The 21222-nt window shown below is 70.7% G+C and carries 18 protein-coding genes; 13 read left to right on the top strand and 5 right to left on the bottom strand.

Features of this window, described 5'->3' with window-relative positions; genetic code table 11:
• Positions 1-435: 435 nt before the first annotated feature.
• Positions 436-1380, bottom strand: coding sequence for an ABC transporter substrate-binding protein (locus ABDZ66_RS16640; protein WP_343761317.1), 945 nt, complete (start codon positions 1378-1380; stop codon positions 436-438).
• A gap of 100 nt (positions 1381-1480) precedes the next feature.
• Here ABDZ66_RS16640 and ABDZ66_RS16635 point away from each other — a divergent pair, with 100 nt between their 5' ends.
• From ABDZ66_RS16635 to ABDZ66_RS16625, 3 genes are all read left to right on the top strand, one after another.
• On the top strand, positions 1481-1684 hold the full coding sequence (locus tag ABDZ66_RS16635; RefSeq protein ID WP_343761315.1) for a hypothetical protein: 204 nt from the start codon (positions 1481-1483) through the stop codon (positions 1682-1684).
• Between the two features lie 86 nt (positions 1685-1770).
• Positions 1771-2667 (top strand): hypothetical protein, encoded by an 897-nt coding sequence (locus tag ABDZ66_RS16630; RefSeq protein WP_343761313.1) that lies wholly within the window; start codon positions 1771-1773, stop codon positions 2665-2667.
• 171 nt (positions 2668-2838) lie between these two features.
• Positions 2839-5220 carry a beta strand repeat-containing protein gene (locus ABDZ66_RS16625; protein ID WP_343761311.1) on the top strand — a complete coding sequence of 794 codons (2382 nt, stop codon included), beginning with the start codon at positions 2839-2841 and terminating at the stop codon, positions 5218-5220.
• Between the two features lie 57 nt (positions 5221-5277).
• On the opposite strand, the gene ABDZ66_RS16620 is transcribed toward ABDZ66_RS16625, so the two are convergent.
• Positions 5278-7293: a prolyl oligopeptidase family serine peptidase gene (locus ABDZ66_RS16620; RefSeq protein ID WP_343761309.1), complete on the bottom strand. Its 2016-nt coding sequence runs from the start codon at positions 7291-7293 to the stop codon at positions 5278-5280.
• Positions 7294-7614: 321 nt separating this feature from the next.
• On the opposite strand from ABDZ66_RS16620, the gene ABDZ66_RS16615 reads away from it, so the two are divergent.
• Together ABDZ66_RS16615 and ABDZ66_RS16610 are read left to right on the top strand one after the other, a co-directional pair.
• Entirely contained in the window at positions 7615-7806 is a 192-nt protein-coding gene (locus ABDZ66_RS16615; protein ID WP_343761307.1) for a hypothetical protein, read from the top strand.
• A 106-nt stretch (positions 7807-7912) separates the two neighbouring features.
• On the top strand, positions 7913-9034 hold the full coding sequence (locus tag ABDZ66_RS16610; protein WP_343761305.1) for a M20 family metallopeptidase: 1122 nt from the start codon (positions 7913-7915) through the stop codon (positions 9032-9034).
• A 212-nt stretch (positions 9035-9246) separates the two neighbouring features.
• On the opposite strand, the gene ABDZ66_RS16605 is transcribed toward ABDZ66_RS16610, so the two are convergent.
• Positions 9247-11169, bottom strand: coding sequence for a putative bifunctional diguanylate cyclase/phosphodiesterase (locus tag ABDZ66_RS16605; RefSeq protein ID WP_343761302.1), 1923 nt, complete (start codon positions 11167-11169; stop codon positions 9247-9249).
• 180 nt (positions 11170-11349) lie between these two features.
• Between ABDZ66_RS16605 and ABDZ66_RS16600 the strand changes: the two genes are divergently transcribed.
• Complete coding sequence (locus tag ABDZ66_RS16600; RefSeq protein WP_343761300.1) at positions 11350-11646, top strand: hypothetical protein; 297 nt, start codon at positions 11350-11352, stop codon at positions 11644-11646.
• 419 nt (positions 11647-12065) lie between these two features.
• On the opposite strand, the gene ABDZ66_RS16595 is transcribed toward ABDZ66_RS16600, so the two are convergent.
• Positions 12066-12731 carry a PIG-L deacetylase family protein gene (locus ABDZ66_RS16595; protein WP_343761298.1) on the bottom strand — a complete coding sequence of 222 codons (666 nt, stop codon included), beginning with the start codon at positions 12729-12731 and terminating at the stop codon, positions 12066-12068.
• A 211-nt stretch (positions 12732-12942) separates the two neighbouring features.
• Here ABDZ66_RS16595 and ABDZ66_RS16590 point away from each other — a divergent pair, with 211 nt between their 5' ends.
• From ABDZ66_RS16590 to ABDZ66_RS16560, 7 genes are all read left to right on the top strand, one after another.
• On the top strand, positions 12943-13344 hold the full coding sequence (locus ABDZ66_RS16590) for a hypothetical protein (RefSeq protein WP_343761296.1): 402 nt from the start codon (positions 12943-12945) through the stop codon (positions 13342-13344).
• A 77-nt stretch (positions 13345-13421) separates the two neighbouring features.
• On the top strand, positions 13422-14459 hold the full coding sequence (locus ABDZ66_RS16585) for a GNAT family N-acetyltransferase (RefSeq protein ID WP_343761294.1): 1038 nt from the start codon (positions 13422-13424) through the stop codon (positions 14457-14459).
• Positions 14456-15442 carry a GNAT family N-acetyltransferase gene (locus tag ABDZ66_RS16580; RefSeq protein WP_343761291.1) on the top strand — a complete coding sequence of 329 codons (987 nt, stop codon included), beginning with the start codon at positions 14456-14458 and terminating at the stop codon, positions 15440-15442. The genes ABDZ66_RS16585 and ABDZ66_RS16580 overlap by 4 nt, the downstream gene beginning before the upstream one ends.
• Positions 15439-16395, top strand: a complete 957-nt coding sequence (locus ABDZ66_RS16575; protein WP_343761289.1) for a GNAT family N-acetyltransferase — start codon at positions 15439-15441, stop codon at positions 16393-16395. The genes ABDZ66_RS16580 and ABDZ66_RS16575 overlap by 4 nt, the downstream gene beginning before the upstream one ends.
• A gap of 90 nt (positions 16396-16485) precedes the next feature.
• Positions 16486-17187, top strand: coding sequence for an arginase (locus ABDZ66_RS16570; protein ID WP_343761287.1), 702 nt, complete (start codon positions 16486-16488; stop codon positions 17185-17187).
• A gap of 91 nt (positions 17188-17278) precedes the next feature.
• The gene (locus ABDZ66_RS16565; RefSeq protein ID WP_343761285.1) at positions 17279-17791 is read left to right on the top strand and encodes a hypothetical protein; all 513 of its coding nucleotides are present in this window, start codon (positions 17279-17281) and stop codon (positions 17789-17791) included.
• Positions 17792-18054: 263 nt separating this feature from the next.
• Entirely contained in the window at positions 18055-18618 is a 564-nt protein-coding gene (locus ABDZ66_RS16560; protein ID WP_343761283.1) for a VUT family protein, read from the top strand.
• 133 nt (positions 18619-18751) lie between these two features.
• Here ABDZ66_RS16560 and ABDZ66_RS16555 read toward each other — a convergent pair whose 3' ends face one another.
• Positions 18752-21214, bottom strand: a complete 2463-nt coding sequence (locus tag ABDZ66_RS16555; RefSeq protein ID WP_343761281.1) for a glycoside hydrolase family 31 protein — start codon at positions 21212-21214, stop codon at positions 18752-18754.
• Positions 21215-21222: the final 8 nt, after the last annotated feature.

Here is a 21222-nt window from a genome sequence, read left to right as displayed (position 1 = left end):
GGTCCGGTGTCGGTCCATCCGTGATCGGGCCAGTCGTCGTGGGGCCAGTCGTCGTGGCGCCGGTCGTCGTGGGGCCAGTCGGTGTGGGTGCGGGCGCTCATGGGCGCCCCGGTCGGTCAGTGCAGGGGGGCCAGCCCGAAGGCAGAGGTGGCCGGTGTTGGTGCGTCAAAATCACTCCAGTGGGCAGGAACGAAGACTCCGTGTGCGGCGGTCTGGACGTCAGTGATGTTGGTCATAGCGGGCACCTCCTTTCGGTGATTGGGTGTAGCGTAGCAGGCAAAAGCGGCGCGTGTCACGAACAACGGGCGGGCTAGGCCATCACGCCTAGCGCACCCGGCCGGTGCGCCGGCCCGCCCCACAACGCAGCTGACAACACAACAGAAGAAGGAGGCGGGGCGCCCTGTGACCGCACCCCGCCTCCCACTCCCCGCGCCCTTACTTCAGCGTCCGGCTGATGAACGCGTTCGTGTAGTAGTCAGTGGCTTTCGCCCCGGCTGGCAGTTTGCCCTGCTTCACGAGGGCCGCGACGGCTTTCGTCCACGCGGCGGGGTCCATGGACCCGATGCCGTTGGCGCGGCTGTACGGCCCGGTCATCAGGGGCGTGCTGGCCTTCAGGACGTCCAGGCTGCCGCTCGCGCCGAACACCGGCTGCGCCACCTTGAACGCGCGGGCGGGGTCCGCGACCGTGAATTTCAGGCCGCGCTGACTGGCCCGCACGACCTTCTTCGCCAGGTCGCCGCTCAGGCTCTTGCCGGTGCCGATGAGTCCCACGCCGACCATCGGGTACGCGCCGCTGATGTCCAGCGTGTACACGCGCTTGCCGCCCGTGCGGGCGAGTTGCAGCACGTCGTTGTTCGAGTACCCCACGGCGGCGTCCACCCGCCCGGCGCGCACGGCGTCCACCTGCGTGAACCCGATGGAGTTCAGGCGCACGTCCCGGCCCTCGGTCAGGTCCGCGCTGTCCAGCAGCGCCTGAATGGCGTGGTACGAACTGCCGAACGGTCCCGGGATGCCCACCGATTTCCCTTTCAGGCTGGCCGCGCCTGTCAGGGGCGAGAGGCTGAACACCGTGACCGGGTTCTTCTGGTACATGGTCATCACGTACCGCACGTCCGCGCCCTGGTTCCGGGCGAAGATGGCGTCCTCGGGATCACCCACCACGAAATCCAGTTTGCCCTGCAGCAGCAGAGGCAGCAGCTGCGACACGTACCCGTGCTGGTAGGTGACCTTCAGGCCCTCTGCCCCGAAGTACCCGAGCCTGTCGGCCACGTAGAACGGGGTGAACTGCACGTCCGGGTTGTACCCCAGGCCGATGGTCACGGTGCGCTGCGCGGACGCGGAGGTCGCCAGCAGGCCCAGCAGGAGCAAAGCGCGTTTCATGAGGACGAGTATAGGCGCGGTGCCCGGCGCGTCTGTGACCCCCACCGCCAGCGGCCAGGAACGGGGCATCTGCGCTTCCCGACCCTGCCATGCTGCCCGCATGGACCTGGAATCCTGGACACCCGTGGACAACGCCCGCCGCCTCGCCACCCTGATCGCCGTCGGCGCGGCCATGTTCAGCCTGCTGGCCCTGTGGCTGGGCCTGACCTGGCACCCGCTGCTGGCCCTGCCGGCCGCCGCGCTGACCGGCACGCTCGTGTGGGCCGCGTCCTTCCGGCTGCTGCGGCACCTGCTGCGCCGCTGACCGGCGCACCCGCCCCCGAACAGTGAACGCCGGCGGAACGGTTCTGCCCGGCGCGGATGCTACACTCGGGGGCACGCCCGCACACGGTGACCGACACCGCCGTCCGGAGCAGCGCCCGCAAGGCGGGCCAGATGCAGGAAAAAGGAGCAAACCAGATGACGGACAACAACGAGCTGCGCCCCGGTGAGCAGACGCCAGAAGAACTGCGCGACATTATCCCCCAGCTGGAAGGCGAACCCGACGAGGACGCCGTGCTGGACGCTCAGGAAGCCGAAACCGAAGGTGGCATCAGCGCCGACGGGGCCGAGGGTGAAGAAGAAGAGTACATCGACGCCGACGAACTGCTCGGCATCCTCGGTGAACTGAAAGAGATGCTCGAAGCCCAGGCCAAGGAAATCCGCGGCCTGCGCCGCGAGATGCGCGAAATGCGCGAAGCCCAGGGCCAGGGTGGCCTGCGCAGCGGCGAGCAGCGCCCCGCCCCCGCCCCCCGCGAAGACCGTGGCGGCTACCAGGGTGGCGGCGACCGCGGCGGCTTCCGTCCCCGCGAAGACCGTGGCGGCTACCAGGGCGGCGGCGACCGTGGCGGCTTCCGTCCCCGCGAAGACCGCGGCGGCTACCAGGGTGGCGGCGACCGTGGCGGCTTCCGTCCCCGCGAAGACCGCGGCGGCTACCAGGGCGGCGGCGACCGTGGCGGCTTCCGTCCCCGCGAAGACCGTGGCGGCTACCAGGGCGGCGACCGTGGCGGCTTCCGTCCCCGTGACGACCGCGGCGGCGACCGTGGCGGCTTCCAGGGCGGCGGCGACCGCGGCGGCTTCCGTCCCCGTGACGACCGTGGCGACCGCCCCACCTTCCGTCCCCGCGACGACCGCGGCCCCAGCGAAGGCGGCTTCCGCCCCCGCGAGAGCGCCGCGCCCGACGCGACCCCCGACCGCCCCCGCGCCCGCGCGGACCGCGGCTGGAACAACCGCCGCGACGACGAGTAACACCCACTGACAGAAGGGCCGGGCCACAGCGTCCGGCCCTTCTTCTGTGTGCCCCTACCCCAGGCGGTCACGGTGCGGTCACTGCCCGTTTCGGACACTCCAGTCACCTTCAGCGCGCGGGCGGGCCCCATTCCCTCCGCCCGGCCGCCCTGGGGGGATGGAGGGAAGACCATGACCATGAACGCCCGGATGCCCGCCCTGATCCTGCTGACCCTGACCCTCGCCGCCTGCGGGGGAGGCGGGACGCCCGAACCCGTCGGCACGCCCGTGACCAGCCTCGCGGACAGCGGCGCCGGAAGCCTGCGGGACACGCTGGCCGCCGCGAAGAGCGGCGACACGCTGCGCCTGACCGGCACGGGAACGCTGACCCTCGCCAGCCCACTGAGCATCGACAAGAACGTGACGATCATCGCGACCGGCGTGACCATCGACGCCGCCGGGAAAGGCCGCGCGCTGGACATCGCCAAGGGCGCCACCGTCACCATGCAGGGCGGGACGCTCAGGGGCGGCACCGGAGCCGTGCTGCCCGCCAGCGTGGGCGTGGCGTCCATGGCAGAACCGATGAATGCGACGGCCCGGGCGCGCCTGCAAGTGGCCGCCCTAAAGCCGCAGGCCACCACCCTGACCTACGGTGGCGTCCTCAGTAACGCAGGCACCCTCACGCTCGACGGCGTGACCATCACGGGCGGGAACGCGAACGTGGGGGGCGGTATCTACAACATGGAAGGCGCGATCCTCACGTTGAAGGGCAGCACGAACGTCACCGGGAACGAGGCGACCGCACTGAACAGCGACGTCGACACCTTTGATCAGGGCCTCGGCGGCGGCATCTACAACAAGGGCACTCTGACCCTCGCGGGCGGACGCATCGACGGGAACAGGGCTACCTGGAGCGGCGGTGGCATTGTCGGAGCGGTGAGCAGCGTCACGAACCTCACCTCCGGCAGCGTGAACGACAACGCCTGCACTCGCCCCCTGACCGGTACCACCGGCGCCGACGCCACCGGCTGTGCGGGCGGCGGCCTGTACATGCTCGGTGACGTGACCCTCGGCAGTGCCAGTATCTCCGGGAACACCGCCACGCATTACGGGGGTGGGGCCGTCGTGACCTCCAGTTGCGTCGGCGCCGAATGCACCACGATCATCACGCCCACCTTCACCATGACCGGCGGCACCGTCGAGAACAACCGGACGACCGGCAAGGTCGACAACGGCGGCGGCGGTCTGTGGCTGAACGCCAGATCCACCATCAGCGGCGGCACGATCCGCGGGAACAGCAGCATGTACGGCGGCGGCATCGATACGTGGCGTGATCTGACCCTCACCGGCGGCACGATCGAGAAGAACACCGCCACCGAAAGCGGCGGCGGCATCATCTTCATCCGGCCCGGCCGCACCTACCGCATCGGCGGCACGGCCCAGATCAGCGGCAACACCGCCACAGGATCCGGCGGCGGCGTGACCATCGTGCAGAACGCACAGGTCACCATGGACGGCGGCAACATCAGCGGGAATGCCGGCAAGAGCGGCGGCGGCGTTAGCGTCAGTGAAGACTCGAAACTCACAGTGAAAGGCGGTACCGTCACGCAGAACACCGCCACAGCCAACGGCGGGGGCCTGAGAACCTGGCGGGGTAGCATCGACGTGCAGGGCGGCACCATCAGCAGTAACCGGGCTGACTTCGAAGGTGGCGCGATCAGCACCGAGGAACGCGGCAACGTCACCGTCAGCGGCGGCGTCATCGAGAACAATGCGGCAGGCACCTGGGGCGGCGGCATCAACGTCCGCACCGAAGCGGCAGGCCTGACCGTCACCGGCGGCACCCTGCGCGGCAACACCGCCGGGAAGGACGGCGGCGGCATCAGCGCCGGGCGCACCATCAACCTCGCGGGCGCCACCATCGAAGGCAACAAAGCCACTGGCGGGGGCGGCGGCGTCTTCATGGGCGTCTGGAACGCCGCCACCCCTATGACCGCCACGTTCGGTAGCGGTCTCATCATCCGGAACAACGCCGCCACGACCGGCGGTGGCCTGCAATTCCTCAGCTCGAACGCATCCAACGCCACACTGACCCTGAACGCGACCGTCCAGAACAACACGGCGGTGCAGAGTGGGGGTGGCGTGCTGGTGGGGGCGCGGTTGGAGATGACGGGTGGCAGCATCACAGGGAACACGGTCACGAGCCGCACACAGGGACAGGGTGGTGGCGGTGGCATCCGCCTGTATGCCGGGGCCAGCGTGACCGCCAGTGGGGGCACGATCAGCAACAACACGGCGTGGTTCGGCGGTGGCGTGGAGACGAACGGAGCGTTCCAGACTTCTCCGACGTCCACGTTCGTGCTGTCCGGCGCGACGGTCAGTGGGAACCGGGCCGATGGGATGGACGGTGGCGGGTTCTGGAACGACGGGAAACTGACGATTCAGAGTGGCAGCGTGACCGGGAATTCGGCCCGGAATGGCGGCGGCGTGTTCAACACGCGGGTGGGTGTGTACGCCCAGCCGGGCGGGAGTGTGTCGGGGAATAACCCGGACAACGTGTTCAACTCCCAGTAAGTGCATGAAGCGGGGCGGAGGTTCACGGCGAACCTCCGCCCCGTTCTGCTGCCGGGGTCAGGCGGTGACGGTTTCGGCGGGTGCGGTGCTGGGCACGAGGTAGTGGTCGAGCCAGTTCAGGTATTCGGTCAGGCGGGTGAGGCGGCGGTCGGGGCGGCCGGATCGGTTGAGTTCGTGGTCCTCGCCGGGGAAGCGCACGAAGCGCACGGGGACGCCGTGGAGGGTGAGGGCGGCGTACCACTGTTCGGCCTGTTCGATGGGGCAGCGGTGGTCGAGGACCGAGTGGACGATCAGGGTGGGGGTCTTCACGTTCTCGACGTACTGGAGGGGGCTCATGTCCCAGAGCTTGAGGGCGTCTGCGCGGCGGTGGAAGTTCAGGCCGAGTTCGTCGTCCCAGAAGCGCAGGCCGATGTCGCTGGTACCGCCGAAACTCAGGAGGTTGCAGATGCTGCGGTCGGTGATGGCGGCGTGGAAGCGGGTGGTGTGCGCGGTGAGCCAGTTGGTCATGAAGCCGCCGTAACTGCCGCCCATGACGGCGGTCCGCGTGCGGTCGAGGCGGGGGTGGGTGTCCAGGCAGGCGTCGAAGAAGGTGAGGAGGTCGTCGGCGTCGACGGTGCCCCAGCGGCCGTGGATGGCGTCCACCCAGGCCTGTCCGTAGCCGAGACTGCCGCGTGGGTTGCTGTAGCACACTGCCTGTCCGCGCGCGGCGTACAGCTGGAATTCGTGCGTGAAGGCGTGCCCGTAGTCGGTGTGCGGACCGCCGTGGATGCTGAGGATCGCGGGGACAGGGTGGGTGCCGTCGGGGAGGATGATCCAGCCCTCGCCCTCGCCGAGTTCGGTGGGGAAGGGCACGCGCACGGGGGTGCGGGCCGGGAAGGGGAGGTTCGCGTGCAGGTCCGTGACCGGCTGGCCGTTCAGGATCACCTCGGGGAAGCGGTCGGCGCGTTCGCGGATCAGGGCGAGGCCGCCGCCGCGCGCGGTGAAGGCCGGGATGACGCCCTGCGGGTCGTGCGTGTGGGCCTGCACGGTGCCGGACTGGCCGTCGGCGGCCAGGGTGGCGGTGAACAGGCCGCAGCTGCCGCGCACGGTCGCGGAAAACAGCAGGGTGCGGTCGTCCAGCCATGCGGGTTTTTCGGGCATGGCGCCCACGTGGCAGTCGCCGCCGACGCCGTTCCCGACCGGGTGGTCATGCCCGGCATCCAGCCGGACGGGGGCGGCGTCGCCGGTCAGGGGCAGCAGGTACAGGTGGGTGTGCTCGGTGTTGCCCTGCCCGGCGGGGCGGCCCACCAGCGCGAAGTGCTGCCCGTCCGGGTGGGGAATGACGGCGTTCACGGCGGACGCCCAGCGCGTGACCTGCCGCAGGGTGCCGTGCAGGGGCAGGTGCCAGACTTCCTGCTGCCAGTGCGCGCCGCTCAGTTCGTCGGTCGCGGCGATGAACAGCACGCCGCTGCTGTCGGGCAGCCAGGTCACGCCGCCCAGCTCGACCTCCGGCGCGTGCCACTCGTGCAGGTCGCCGCTGGGGACGTGCAGGCGGTAGAGGCGCGCGGGCGTTTCGGGCAGCCAGTCGCGGCCGTTGAAGCGGTAGCGGGGTTTCGTGATGATGCGGGCCTCGCCGCGCTCGTCGCGTTTGTCCTCGTCGTCGGCGGCGCTCGTGAAGGCGAGGTACTGCCCGTCCGGGCTCCACTGCAGGTCCGAGACGCCGTTCCGGAAGCGGGTCACGACCTGCGCCTCGCCGCCCGAGAGGGGCAGCAGGTGCAGCTGCGCGCCCTCCCCGACCCGGCGGGTGAAGGCCAGGGTCTGCCCGTCCGGGGACCAGCGGGGAGTGGCGTCGCGGCCCTCACCGCGCGTCAGAACTCGCGTTCCCTGCGCGTCCGCCAGCCAGATCTGCGACTTGTAACGGGGCTTCGCGAACGCCGCGTCAGGCTTGTGCGGGTCGTCCTCCTCGATGCGGGTCAGGACGAACGCGGCGCGGGTGCCGTCCGGACTGACCTGCGGGTCGGAGGGGAACACCAGGGACAGCAGCGACTCCGGACCGGGCCGCGCGGCGCCGGATGATGCGGTGGGTTGGGTCATGCCCCTCAGTCAAGCACATGCGGGCCCCGCCGGGGGACGATGCCTGCCGGCTGTCCACCGGGAAGGAACGGCCGGAATCATGATGGCTTCCTCAATGCAGAGGGTGTCTTTCCTTCCCATTCCTATACATGCTCCGGCTACTCTGATCGTACCGGCCCAACAGGCCAGAAAGCAGACCCGTGCCGGGGCACCGGCACCGCTGCTCTCTGACGGCCAACTCCATCTCCCGACCCGTTTCTTGATCGAGCCGGACCTGACCCTTTTCTCCTGCGGCGTCCCCGGACGACTGCTCCGTCTTACTCTTCCTTCTGGAGGTCTGCCATGCAAGAGCTGTCCTGCACCTGGGTTCCCGGAACCTTTGACATCGTTCGCCTGAAATTCGCCGGTCGCACCGTCGAGATGACCGCCACCCGCCTCGCCCGGCTGTTCGGCAAGCAGGCGCTCCACGACCTGTACCTCAAGGGCAGCGCCCGCCTGAAAGTGGACGCCCGCGAAGTCGCCCTGCTCAGCTGAAGCGCACCTGCCCCCCCCTGACCGGCGCTGACAGGCGCCGCCACGGACAGGGGGGAGCCGCGCCGGTGGGGCACCGCAGCCCGGAACGGGCCGCCCCGGGCGTAGCATGGGCGGCATGTCCGAATCCACCCTGCCCGACCTGAAAGCCATGCAGGCCGACCTGCACACCCTGGCGAGCATCGAGAGTCCATCCGGGGATCCGGTCGCCATCCAGCGCGTCATGGACGTGGTGGAGGGCTGGGCCCGCGACCTGGGCGCCGAGACGCACGCCCTGGGGGGCGGCACCCGCGTCTTCCGCTTCGGCGTGCACCCTGCGGGCAGCGAACAACCCGTGCTGATCCTCACGCACGCCGACACTGTCTGGCCGCACGGAACGCTGGATTCCATGCCGCTGCGCGTGGACGGCGAGCGCCTGTACGGCCCCGGCACGTACGACATGAAGGCCGGCATCGTGGGGCTGTTCCACGCGCTGCGCGCCCTGCGGGGCGAGTGGCCGCGCGGGGGCGCCGTGGTGCTGCTCTCCCCGGACGAGGAGATCGGCAGTCTCAGCAGCCGCGTGCACATCGAGCAGGCCGCGCACGCCGCGCGGGTCGCGCTGGTCGTCGAGCCGCCCGTCGCGGACACGCACGCCCTGAAGACCGGCCGCAAGGGAACCGGCGACTTCTGCCTGACCTTCACGGGCGTCGCCAGCCACGCCGGCAACAAACCCGAGGAGGGAGCGAGTGCCATCACGGCCGCCGCGCAGGCCATCCTGGACCTTCAGGCGCTCGCCCGGCCCGCCGAGGGCACCACCGTCAGCGTCGGCCTGATCCAGGGGGGCAGCGCCGTGAACGTCATTCCCGCCCACTGCACGCTGCACGTCGACCTGCGCGTCAGCACCCTCGCGGAGGCCGAACGGGTGGCCGCCGCCGTGCGCGCCTGGACGCCCCGCGACCCGCGCGTGACCGTGCAGGTCGTCGGCGGCCTGAACCGCCCGCCCTTCGAGCAGAGCCCCGGGACGCTGGCACTCTACGAGCAGGCGCGCGGCATCGCCCTGGACCTGGGCTTCGACCTGCCCAGCGCCGTCGTGGGTGGCGGCAGCGACGGGAATTTCACCGCGCCGATCATCCCCACCCTGGACGGCCTGGGCGCACCGGGAGACGGCGCCCACGCCGCACACGAACACGTGCGCCTGGACCGCTGGTCCGACCACGTGCGCCTGCTGACCCGCCTGCTGCGCGAAGTCTGATACGGACTCCGATTGAATGGCTTGCAAAGCCGTTCAATCCGGGCGAAGCGAGGAGGAGCTGGGCGGGTTCCGGACGTGGAGCCGGCAATCCGGTGAAGTTCCGGATTGTTGGCGAAACAAACGGCAGTCCGTATCATATGGACTCCGTTTGTTTCGCTGACAATCCCCTTTGCTCCGAAGGCGGACCGCGGTCCGTGCGATCGGCACCGGGATCAGTGAATCAGGCGGGCCGGGTCCGGCCACCCCTCGGGGGAGGTGATGGGGCGCGTCAGGCGTTCCGTGAGGTCCGCGGCGGGCATGGGCAGGGCCAGTCCGTACCCCTGGCCCAGCTGACAGCGCAGCTGCCGGACCGCCTGGAGGTGCGCGGGCGTCTCGATGCCCTCGGCGGTCACGTCCGCGCCCAGGTTCCGGGCGATGCCCGCCACGGCCAGCGTGAGGGCCTGCGCGAACTGCGCGGCCGCCGGGTCGGTCAGGTCGGCGGTGATGGACCGGTCGAGTTTGACCCCGGTGATCGGCAGGGTCCGCAGCCGCATCAGGTTCGAGTACCCGGACCCGAAGTCGTCGATGCTGATCTTCACACCCATCTCGCGCAGTTCGTGCAGCGCGCGGGCAGTGCGGGTGTCCTCGTACAGGACCGCCGTTTCCGTCAGTTCCAGTTCCAGGCGGACCGGCGGCAGGCCGCTGCGGGTCAGGGCGGCCTGCACCGTGGCGCGGAACTCGAACTGCAACAGTTGCACGGCGCTGACGTTCACGCTGATGGTCAGGTCCGGCCAGGCCAGCGCGGCGCGGCACGCCTCGTTCAGGACCCAGGTGCCGATCGGGGTGATCAGGCCGCTGCGTTCCGCCACCGGAATGAACTCGGCTGGCGATACGCGGCCCAGGCTGGGGTGCGTCCAGCGGAGCAGCGCCTCGGCCTTCACGATCCGGTGGTCCGACAGGCGGTAGACCGGCTGGAACACCAGCGTGAGTTCCTGCCGGGACAGCGCGCCGCCCAGTTCCCGCGCCAGCAGCTGCGCGCGTTCGGTCAGGGCGTCCTGCTCGGGATGGTAGCGGCGCAGGCGGCGGCGTCCGGCGCGTTTCACGGCGAACAGGGCGCTGTCGGCATGCCGCAGCAGTTCGTCCGGGTCGCTGGAATCATGCGGGTACAGGGTCAGGCCGATACTCAGGGTGGTTTCCACACCCACCTGTGCGCTCGGTTCGATGGCCGCCTCGTGCAGCAGGACCTGGCCGATCCAGTCGGCCTGTTCGGGCGTCACGCCGGGCAGCAGCACCACGAACTCGTCGCCGCTCAGGCGGTACACCTGCGCCTGCGGTCCGCTGAGCCGTTCGAGTTCGCGGCTCAGTACGCGCAGCAGCGTGTCGCCCGCCGGGTGGCCCAGCGTGGCGTTCACGATCTTGAAGCCGTCCACGTCCACGTGCAGCAGCGCGAACGGTCCCGCGCCGGGCTGCGTCATGAGCCGCAGGTCTTCCTGCAGGCGCGTGCGGCCCGGCAGGCCGGTCAGCAGGTCCGTGCCGGTCAGGGTGCGCAGGGCGTTCTGCTCGCCGCGCCGCTGCCCCAGGTCCTCGTGCCGCCGCATGAACAGTGACGTCAGGTGAAGTGTCACGGCCGCGGAGAGGTTCAGGTGCAGCAGCGCCCGGATCACGTCGGGCTGCAGCGTCTCGCCGCGCAGCAGCGGCGCGGCCAGAATCACCATGCTCAGGCACACCACGCTGCCGAGCAGGGCGTTCAGGGTGTGGATCATGGAGCGGGGGGTGTCCGCCACCAGTCGCCACAGGAACAGGGTTGGAAGCCACACCATGGTCTCGAGCAGTTCGCAGACCAGCACGGCCGGATCGTGAACCACCCAGGCGAGCAGGGCCAGTTTCACGGTCAGGAACGCGGCGCAGCTGAGCAGCAGTGCCAGTGCCAGCGTGGTCTGACTCGTCCAGCGGCGCGCCGTGCCCAGCCAGATGCCGGTCAGCAGGGCCAGCAGGATCAGGTTCAGCGGCAGGTCGTAGGTCCGGTCCCAGGCGTCGTGACGGGAGAACACCTGCAGCAGCCCGGTGAACAGCACGAGGGCCGGCAGGACCAGCAGCATGGATTGCCGCCACGCTTCCGGCAGCGGCGCGACGGGGGAGAGATCGGTGCGACGCATGGGAGCAGTGTATGAACCGGTTCCACACAGTTTTCATACGGACGCCCGGATCAAGCGCCTGGCGCCGCTGCCACACGCCCGGCAGTCCGTTCCGCTTCCGCTCTGCGAGTCCGCCCGGATGGAACCCCTCCCCTTCAATCGCAGTCCGAATGCCCCCGCACCCGATATGCTGCGGGTCAGATGTTCAACCTGTTCGGCAAGAAACCCCCCGCGAACCCGTACGTGAAACAGGACGACCCGCAGACGTTCCGCGTCCGGGTCCGCACCCGCCCGCACGCCGAGACCGTCGAGTTCCGCTTCACCAAGGGCGCCCACATCGGCATCGACGACGACGGCACGTACCTGTTCCGCAAACCCGTCGTCAGCCCCCGGCACCTCGACCGGGGCGAACTCGTCGTGCGCTTCGACCGCAGTTACCGCGTCACCGCCACCGACGGCGAGAACGTGGACTTCATTCCCGTCAGCGACTGGGAATAGAGCCGTTCTGCGAATGATGGCATCGGAACAACAGACGTCCGATGCCTCCGTTCTGGGCTTCGCGGCTGTTGCAGTCCGTCCTGACCGTCCACATTCACTCGCTCTCCCGCGGAGCCTGACAGGTCCGCCCGGCCATACAGCTGCAGTCTTCAGCGCAACGGCTGTAGGGGCGCAGGACGGGGGAAGCGGTACGCGGGAGGCCGTTCCCGCTTCCTGCTCTGCTCCGCAGCTCTACGAGTCCGCCCGGGTGGAACGGTCTGGGCTAACCATTCCGTCGGGGTGTCATACGGACTGCCGTTTGTTTCGCCGACAATCCGGAACTTCACCGGATTGCCGGCTCCACGTCCGGAACCCGCCCCTCTCCCACTCGCTTCGCTCGGACCCAGCGGGCTTTGCAGCCCATTCAATCGGAGTCCGTATCACCTCACCTCGTGGAAGGTCTCCTCGGTCACGCGCTGCGGGTACTTGCGGATGAAATCCACGGTACTCAGCGCCTGCGTGCGGTGACACGCGATCGCCTGCAACTTGCGCACGACGAAGCGCGTCACGTCGTGGCGCACGTTCGGCGGGAGCCACTCGGCCCGCAGCGCCTCGTTCTCCGGCGGCACGTCTGACGCGTAGTACCACAGGCGGGGCCGCTCGCCGTCCGGCAGGGCGTCCCACGCGGCCTTCACGGCGCGGTGCGTGGTCACGTGGTCCGGGTGCCCGTTGCTGCCGTTCGGCGGGAAGGTCAGGACCACCTCAGGCCGCAGGCGGGTCATGGCCTCGCTCGCCACTTCCACCAGCGCCTCCAGCGGCCCGTCCTTGAGGTACTTGTCCGGGAAGCGGTGATGCTCGAAGACACTCCCGCCCGCCACCGCCTCCGGCGTGGTCAGGCCGATCACGCCCAGGCACGCGGCGAGTTCCACCTCGCGCATCCGCGCCAGTTCCTCCGGCGTGTCGCACAGCCCCAGCGTGCGGCCCGCCTCGCCGCGCGTCAGGGTCACCAGCCCGCAGGCCTCCCCGGCCTCCAGGTGGCCCATCAGCGTTCCCGACGCGCCGTACACCTCGTCGTCCGGGTGCGGCACGATCAGCAGCAGTTTCACGCGGACTCCGTCTGCTGCGTTGACAGATCGGAAGGACGCCGATCTGCCCACTCCGCGCCCGGAGCCCGCTCTTCTCCCACTCGCATCCGCTCGGGTTGAATGGCCTGGACCAGCCATTCAACCGGAGTCCTGTTCAGTCCCTTGCTCATCCGCCCAGCATAGGCCCGTGCAGGCGTCACCGCGCGGGGCACGCGCCGGATACGCTGCCTGCATGCGCCGCGCCCTGCTCGCTCTGGCCCTGCTGACCCTGTCTGCTCTTGCCTCCGCCTCCACGCCTGGGTGGACGTACGCCCGGCTGTACGTCCTGACCGAGTACCCCGCCTCTCCGCGTGAGCGGGAGGTCCCGCCGACGCGGGCGCTGCTGCGCTGGATGACCCCCACCCTGACCCGCACCTTCGAGGAGCGGCGCCCCCTGACCCCGGACCTGAAGGCCCTGAACGCCTTCGTGACCGGGGTGATCGGTCAGCCGGTGCAGGTCAGCTGGGACCTTCTGCTGACCTTCGACGCGCTGGGCCGCGCCGGGTGGGAACTCGTGGACTGCGTGCCCTATGAGAATGTGGCGGGCAGCGCGTACCACGTCAGCAGCAAGTGCTTCTTCAAACGGCCCCGGTAGCGGCGACTTCGGTGGCGGGGCCGGCGTAGGCGTGCTGGCGGATGCGGCCCTGACCGGGCGGCCCGCATGATGGGCGCATGACCGACCTGCCCACCTTCACGCTGCGCGAACCGCGCAAACCCGACGATTTCGCCCGGATCGCGGCGCTGCTGAGCGCCGCCGATCCCGACTGGCCGGTCACGGCGGAGCTGCTGGCCACCTGGGACGAGGCGCACGACCCGGCGCTGTACCGATACGAACTGGTGGCCGAACAGGACGGGCGGATCGTGGGCGTCGGGAACGTCGGGCACGACGATTTCGCGTTCGAGGAGTGGCGGTACTTCGGAGGGGTGACCGTCCACCCGGACGCGCGCGGGCAGGGGATCGGGACGGCGCTGTACGACGCACTGATGGCGCGGTTGCGGGAGCGGGGCGCGCAGGACATCCGCACGATGCTCAGCGACCAGGACCGCGACGCGCCGGGCCGGGCGTTCCTGGCCGCGCGGGGCTACGTGCGCACCTGGGACCGCTATGAGTCCCGCCTGCACACGGCCGACGCCGACCTGGGCGCCTTCGACAACCTGATGACGGCCGTGGCGGCGGACGGCGTGCAGCTGCGGTCCGTCGCGGACCTCGCCGGGGACGCGGACCGGAACCGTCGCCTGTGGGAACTCGACTGGCGCCTCTTTCAGGACGTGCCGATGGGGCAGACCCTCACCCGGCGGCCCTTCGAGGCGTGGGTGAAGCAGGAACTGGACGACCCGACCTTCAGTCAAGAGCTGTCCTTCGTGGCGGTCCGCCCCGACGTGAACGACCCGGAAACCGGCCCGTACGTGGGGTACAGCACCCTGATGAGCAACCCGGCGGGCTTCTACGTGATCGGCATGACCGGCGTGCGCCGCGAGGACCGCGGGCGCGGCGTGGCGAAGGCCCTGAAGGTCGCCGCGATGCGCGCCCTGGCCGCCGCCGGGGGCGGCGAGATCCGCACGTTCAACGACCCGCCGAACAAGGCGATGCTGGGCATGAACCGCGCGTTGGGCTTCCGGCGCGGCCCGACCCGCAGCCGCTACGAACTGCACCTGGACCCCGTGACGGGCGAACGCCGCCCCGTGCCCGTGCCCCCGGAGCTGGCGTGACCGCCCCGCGACCCTTCGCGCTGCGCCCCGCCACGGACGCCGACCTGGGCGCCCTGGCGGACCTGCTGAGCGCCGTGAATCCCCGCCACCCGCAGACCGCTGAGTCGCTGGCGCACGACCTGCACTCGCTGCGGTCGCACCCGCTGGGCCTGCACGTCGCGCAGTGGGTGGCGCACACCCCGGACGGGGCGCTGCTGGGCGCGGCGTCCACGCTGCAGTTCGGCGGGATGTACCACCCGGACCGCTACCACGCCGAGGTCGGCGTGCATCCGGGCGCGCGCGGCCAGGGGATCGGCGCGGCGCTCGCGGCGCACGTCACCGCGCACCTGGAGGCGCGGGGCGCACGTGAGGTCCTGGCCGGGGCGTACGAGGACGAACCGCTCGGCCTGCACTTCCTGACGGCGCGGGGGTTCCGGGAGGTCATGCGGTTCTTCGACAATGTGCTCGACATGGCCGACTTCGACCCGGACGCCTGGGCGGACCGGGCGATCCTGCCCGGCGGGCTGCGTGCCGTGACCCTGGCCGACCTCGGTACTGAACTGGGCGAGGACGCCGCCCGCCGCGCGTATTACGCCGGCTGGCTGGCCGCGCGGGAGGACGTGCCCCGCACCGCCGCCGCGACCCCGGTCACCTACGGGGACTTCCTGACGCGCCTGGACCGCCCGGAACACCTGCCGCACGGCACGCTGCTGGCCGTCACCCCGGCGGGCGAGGTCGCGGCCCTGTCCGAACTGCACCGGGACCTGAACGACCCGCAGCGCCTGAACACCGGCCTGACCGGCACCACCCGCGCGTGGCGACGGCAGGGGCTGGCACTGGCGCTGAAGGTCGCCGCGCTGCGCGTCGCGCGGGACCTGGGTGCCCGCGAGGTCTGGACCGGGAACGCCACCACCAACGCCCCCATGCTGGCCCTGAACGACCGCCTGGGCTTCCGCCCGCGCGTCGCCTGGGTCGAGATGCAACGCGGTCAGGTGGACGCATGATCACCGTCACGCCCATCACCGAACACGGGTGGGACGCCGCCGCCGCGATCCTGACCGGCGCGAACCCGCACGAACCACTGACCGGCGACGAGTACCGACGCCAGATGCGTGAGCAGCAGGACTGGGGGCACGGCTGGGCCGTGTTCGTCGCCCACGCCGGCGGCGAGGTGGCGGGCGTCGCCGGATACCACCAGAACCCCGGCGCGTTTCACCCGCACCGCTACGACCTCGACCTCGCCGTCGCGCCGCACGCGCAGCGACGCGGGATCGGCGCGGCCCTCTGGGACACCCTGGCGGCCGACCTGCACACCCGGAATGCCGAATCCGCGCGCATCCTGGCCCGAGAGGACCACCCGGTCACGCCCGGCTTCCTGACCCGCCGGGGCTTCACGGGCGGCAAACGGTACTTCATGTCCACCCTGCACGTCCCGGACTTCGACCCCGCCCCGTACGTGGGGCTGGAGGCCCGCGTGCAGGCGCGAGGCGTCCGCCTCCGCAGCCTCACCGACCTGCGCGCCGCCGGCACGCCGGACCTCGCCGCCCGCCTGCACGCCCTCATCAGCGACGTGCGCCAGGACGTGCCCCGCTCCGAACCGGCCACGCCCCTGAGCCGAGAGGTGTTCGAGGACGCCATCCTCGGCGACCCCGGCCTCCTGCCGGACGCGTACCTGATCGCCGAGGCCGGCGGGCAGTGGATCGGCCAGACCACCCTGTTCCGCAGTGACGCCAGCCCCGACCTGCTGACCGGCCTGACCGGCGTCACCCGCCCCTGGCGCGGCCAGGGGATCGCCACCGCCCTGAAACTCGCCGCGATCCGCGCCGCCCGCACCCTGGGCGCCACCACCATCCGCACCGACAACGCCAGCGACAACGCCCCCATGCTCGCCATCAACGACCGCCTGGGCTTCGTGCGCGACCCCGCCAGCGTGTCGTACGTGCTCCGCTTCGGGTGAAGGAGGGGAGTGGGTCGGCTTGACCTGGGCGGGCACGCCGCGCACACGCCGTTGACCATCCGCCATCCGCCATCGGCGTAAGCTGGACCCGTGCTGCTGAGTATCGACTGGGACGCCTTCTCGGGCACGCGTGAACTGGTGTTCGACGCGCCCATCTGGGGCACCCGTGACCGCGACGAGGACCGCCGGGACGCCTGGACCGTGCGGGTCCTGAAGCGCGGTGGTCACGACTGGGCGGCGCTGGACGGCGACTTCCCGCTGTACCCCGGCTGGGAGGCCCTGCGCGCCTACGCGGGCGTCCCGGCGTTCGTGACGCTCAGCCACGCGGACGCCTGGACGTGGCTGGAACGGTTCCCGGGCCTGGACGTGCTGAACCTGGACTCGCACCACGACCTGGGCAGTCGCAGCGGCGACCCCACGCGCGTGCGGCCCGGCAACTGGGCGGGCCTGGGACTGGCGCGCGGCCTGATCCGCACGGCGACCACGCTGTACCCGGACTGGCACGCCGACCTGCCCGTCGCGGAGGGGCACGACCTGGACCGCACGCGCGGCGAGATCCGCGACCTGCTGCCCCCCGCGCTGCTGGACCGCGTGACCCTGACCCGGCAGGCACGGCCCGGCGCGGCCCTGCCCGACCCGGCCCGCGTGACCAGCCTGCTGCTGGTGCAGTCGCCCGCCTGGACGAACCCCGCCCACGACCCGGCCTTCCTCTCGCTGGCGGCCGACCTGCGCGCCACCCCCATCGTGCCCCCCCTGCGCCGCCCCTGGGCGGCCACGCCTCCGGCATGTTGAGAAGCGGCGCGCAGCACCAACGCCTACAATGACGGTCAGAGGCGACCGCAGCGCATCCCCCACCTGCGGCCTCGCCCGATCAGGAGACGACGTGACCAGTATTCACCCCGATGAACAGACCCTGCCCGCCACCTATCAGGTTGGCGTCTTCGCCCTGATCCGCAACCGGGACGCCTACCTGATCGTCCAGCCGCGCCTGCCCCTGCTGCCCGGCGGCCGTCAGGGGCTGCCCGGACTGTTACTGGGCGGCAGCAGCGGCCTGAACCTCGTCGAGATGAACCTGCGCCGCGTGGTTCGCGAGCAGGTGAAACTGGTCGTCAGTGACCTGAAACTCGTCGGGTCGCACGCCTCGCGCAGCCCGCAGGACAGCGGCGCGGACGCCCGCCTGAACCTGATCTTCGGCACCGAGTACAGCGCCGGGATTCTCGACCCGAATCCCGAACAGGTCAGCGCCGCCGACTGGATTCCCCGCACCGAACTGCTGGAAGCCGGCGCGTACCCCGAGTGGCTGCAGAGCGCCGTGCGTGAACTGGAAACCGTGGCCCCCCCGGCCGGCATGCCGGAACCCGCGCCGTCCCGCCTGCGTTTCGGCCGCCGCCGCTGAGCGGCCGCACCCCCGCCGGGCGTCCCGGCGCCCAGACGCCCGCATGATACGGACTCCGATTGAATGGGCTGCAAAGCCCGCTGGGTCCGAGCGGATGCGACTCGGAGAGCTGCCCCGCAGAGAAGGAGAGAAGCGGGTTCCGGACGTGGAGCTGGCAATCCGGTGAAGTTCCGGATTGTCGGCGAAACAAACGGCAGTCCGTATGAGCTAAGCTCGGGGGCGGCCCGTGACCTGTGCTGTCGCTGCGGCCGGAGGTCACGCCTATGAACACCCCTGCGAACCCCACCCCCGCGCGGAACCTGCCCGTCCCGCTGCCCCTGCGGCTGATCGCGCTGTACGCCCTGAGCATCCTGCTCGCCAACCTGACGCTGAACACCTTCATTCCGCTGCCGCTGTACGGCCTGCTGAGCGTGGGGACCATCTTCTTCGCGGCGGTGTTCACGCTGCGCGACCGCATTCACCGCGCCGGCGGCCTGAACGCCGTGTACGTCGCCATTGCCGCCGCGCTGATCGTGAACACCGCCGTCGCCCTGATCACGGGCACGCCCTGGCGTTTCATCGGCGCGAGCTTCCTGGCGATCCTGGCCGGAGAACTCGCCGACACCGCCGTGTACCAGCGCCTCATCCAGCGCAGCTGGTGGACGCGGGTGCTGGCCAGCAACGCCGTGAGCGTCCCGCTGGACAGCGTGCTGTTCAACCTGCTGGCCTTCTGGGGCGACATGCCCGCCTCGCAGATCGCGCAGATCATCTTCGCGGACATCGTGATCAAGTACCTGATCGCCGCGCTGTTCGCCTTCCGCATCCGCCGGGCCGCGCGCGCCACCTGACACCGACTCCGATTGAATGGCTTACAAAGCCGTTCAATCCGAGCGGATGCGAGTGGAAGCTGGGCGGGTTCCGGACGTGGAGTTGGCAACCCGGTGCTGTTCCGGGTTGTTAACGAAACAAACGGAATCCGTATCAGTCGATGGGCAGCGTGTCGGTCGGCACGGTGTCGTCGTCTTCCTCGTCCAGGTTCAGCGTCACGGCCTGCCAGCGGGCCGGGAGGGTCAGGCGCAGTACGCCGTCCTCGTACGCGAAACTGGCCGCGCCCTGCACTTCACGCACGTGCGTCAGACCCAGGATGTGCAGGGCCTCGCGCTGCTCGAACGTCCCGGCGTCCCCGTCGGCCTCGCGGCGGATGACGAGCCGCGTGCCCTGCCGCTCGCCGACCAACCGGGTCAGACGACCCCCGGCCGGGCCGTCCCCGGCGTCCTCGAACAGCTGCCCGATGAAGCCGTCGCGGCCCGCGTGCACCAGCCACGACAGCCGCTCCCAGCGGGCCGAGGTGGTGTGCGGCGCGGGCTCCGTGACCGGGATGGCCTCGCCGGCCCGCAGATACATGGGCAGCGTGTGCAGCGGCGCGTTCGCCACGACATGCTGCCCGCCCGCGTGCACGGGACCGAACTCCGAGAGGTTGAACACCTCCGCCCAGCGGCCCGCCGGGAGGTACACCAGCCGGCGGCGGTGCCCGGCCCGCAGGACCGGCGCGACCATCAGGCCCTCGCCCAGCAGGTACTGCGTGTCCTCACGCACCGCGTCCTCGTCGGCCGGCCAGTGCAGCGCCAGTGGCCGCATGACCGGCAGGGCCGTGCGGGTCGCCGCCTGCGCCAGCGTGTACAGGTGCGGCAGCAGCCGGTAACGCAGGTTCAGCGCCGCGCGGATCACGTCCGTGAAGGTGTCCCCGAACCGCCAGGGTTCCTGGTCCGCCGTGCCCAGCGCCGAGTGGTTGCGCAGGAACGCGTACCCGACCGCCGCCTGGTACCAGCGGGCCAGCAGTTCCCCGGTCGTGTCCCCGCCAAACCCGCCCACGTCCGCCCCGGCGAACGGAATGCCGCTCAGGCCCAGGCCCTGAATCATGGGGAGGCTCAGCGCCAGGTGCGACCACGTGGCCGTGTTATCCCCGGTCCAGACGGTCGCGTGCCGCTGAATCCCCGCGTACCCGGCCCGCGTGAGAATCCACGGGCGGACCTGCGGACTGAACTTCGCGTACCCGGCGCGGCTCGCCTCGCTCATGCCGTTCGCGTACGCGTTATGCACCTCCAGGTGCGAGCGGTTCCCGTGCCGCGCGTCGTACGGCAGCGTCTTGCCCTCCGTCTCACGCGGCTGGCGCAGACTGAAGCACGCCGGTTCGTTCATGTCGTTCCACTGCCCCTGAATGCCCAGGTCCGCGAAGAACTTGTGCCGCCCCGCCCACCAGCCCACCACCTCGGGCCGCGTGAAATCCGGGAACACCGCCGGGTCCGGCCAGACCTCCCCGACCAGCACGTCCCCGCGCGCCGTGCGGACCAGATGATCCCCACGCACGGCCTCCTCGTACACGTCGTACCCGGCCTCCACCTTCACGCCCGGATCGATGATCGGCACGAGCTTCACGCCCTGCGCGCCCGCCTCCCGCACGAACGCCCGCAGGTCCGGGAAGTTCGCGCGGCTGACCGTCCACACCTTGTACGCATCCATGTAATCGATGTCCACGTACACGCTGTCCAGCGGCAGCCCCCGGTCCCGGTACCCCTGAATCACGTCCCGCAGGTCCTGCGCCGTGCGGTACCCCCAGCGGCTCTGACCGGCCCCCAGCGCCCACAACGGCGGCATCGGCGCGTACCCCGTCAGGTCCGCGTACCGCCGCAACACATCCGCCGGACGCGGCCCGGACAGCACGTACACGTCCAGCTCCGGCCCCGCCGACGCCCACCGCACCTCCTGCGGATGCGCGCGCGCCACGTCCACCTCCATCCGCCACGGCTCGTCCACGAACACCCCGTGCGCCCGGCCCTCATGCAGCACCGTCGTGAACGGCACCGACACGTACAGCGGGTCCGTCTCCGTGTGGTGCGGGAAGCAGTCCGTGTTCCAGAACGTCAGGTGCATGCCGCGCTTGTCGATCGGCCCCACCCGCTCCCCGAACCCCAGGAACGCCGCGCCCTCCGGGGCGTCCAGGCTCAGGCGCGAGCGGCGCAGGTTGAAGCGCTCGGCATCCAGCGCCGGCCGCTGCGTGGGCGCCTCACCGCCCCAGACGGGCGCCGACACCAGCACCCGCGCCGACGACCCACTCCCCGTCAGCACCTGCCACGCCCCCGACACGCGGTTCAGCCGGAACGACAACCCACCCCCGATCACCAGCAGCTCGTCCTCCAGGTCCGCCGCGTTCAGGCTCAGGCCATCCGGCAGGTCCGGTCGCACCGCGAAACTCTGCTTGACCGGCACGCGCGGAAAGCCCAGCGAGTTCGCCCGCGCCTCCGGCATCAACCGTACCCGCAGCACCCCCGGCAGCGGCGCCGACACCACCAGCACATCCGACTCGCCCCACACGCGCACCTCGGACCCCTGCCCGCCGGCCGCCGCCACCCCACCACTTTCCACCGCGAACGAAGAGAACCTCATGATGCTGC

The sequence above is a fragment of the Deinococcus depolymerans genome (assembly GCF_039522025.1).
Lineage (GTDB): Bacteria > Deinococcota > Deinococci > Deinococcales > Deinococcaceae > Deinococcus > Deinococcus depolymerans.
The sequence above is the reverse complement of the archived record's forward strand: the minus strand, read 5'-3'. Positions and strand labels throughout refer to the sequence as shown.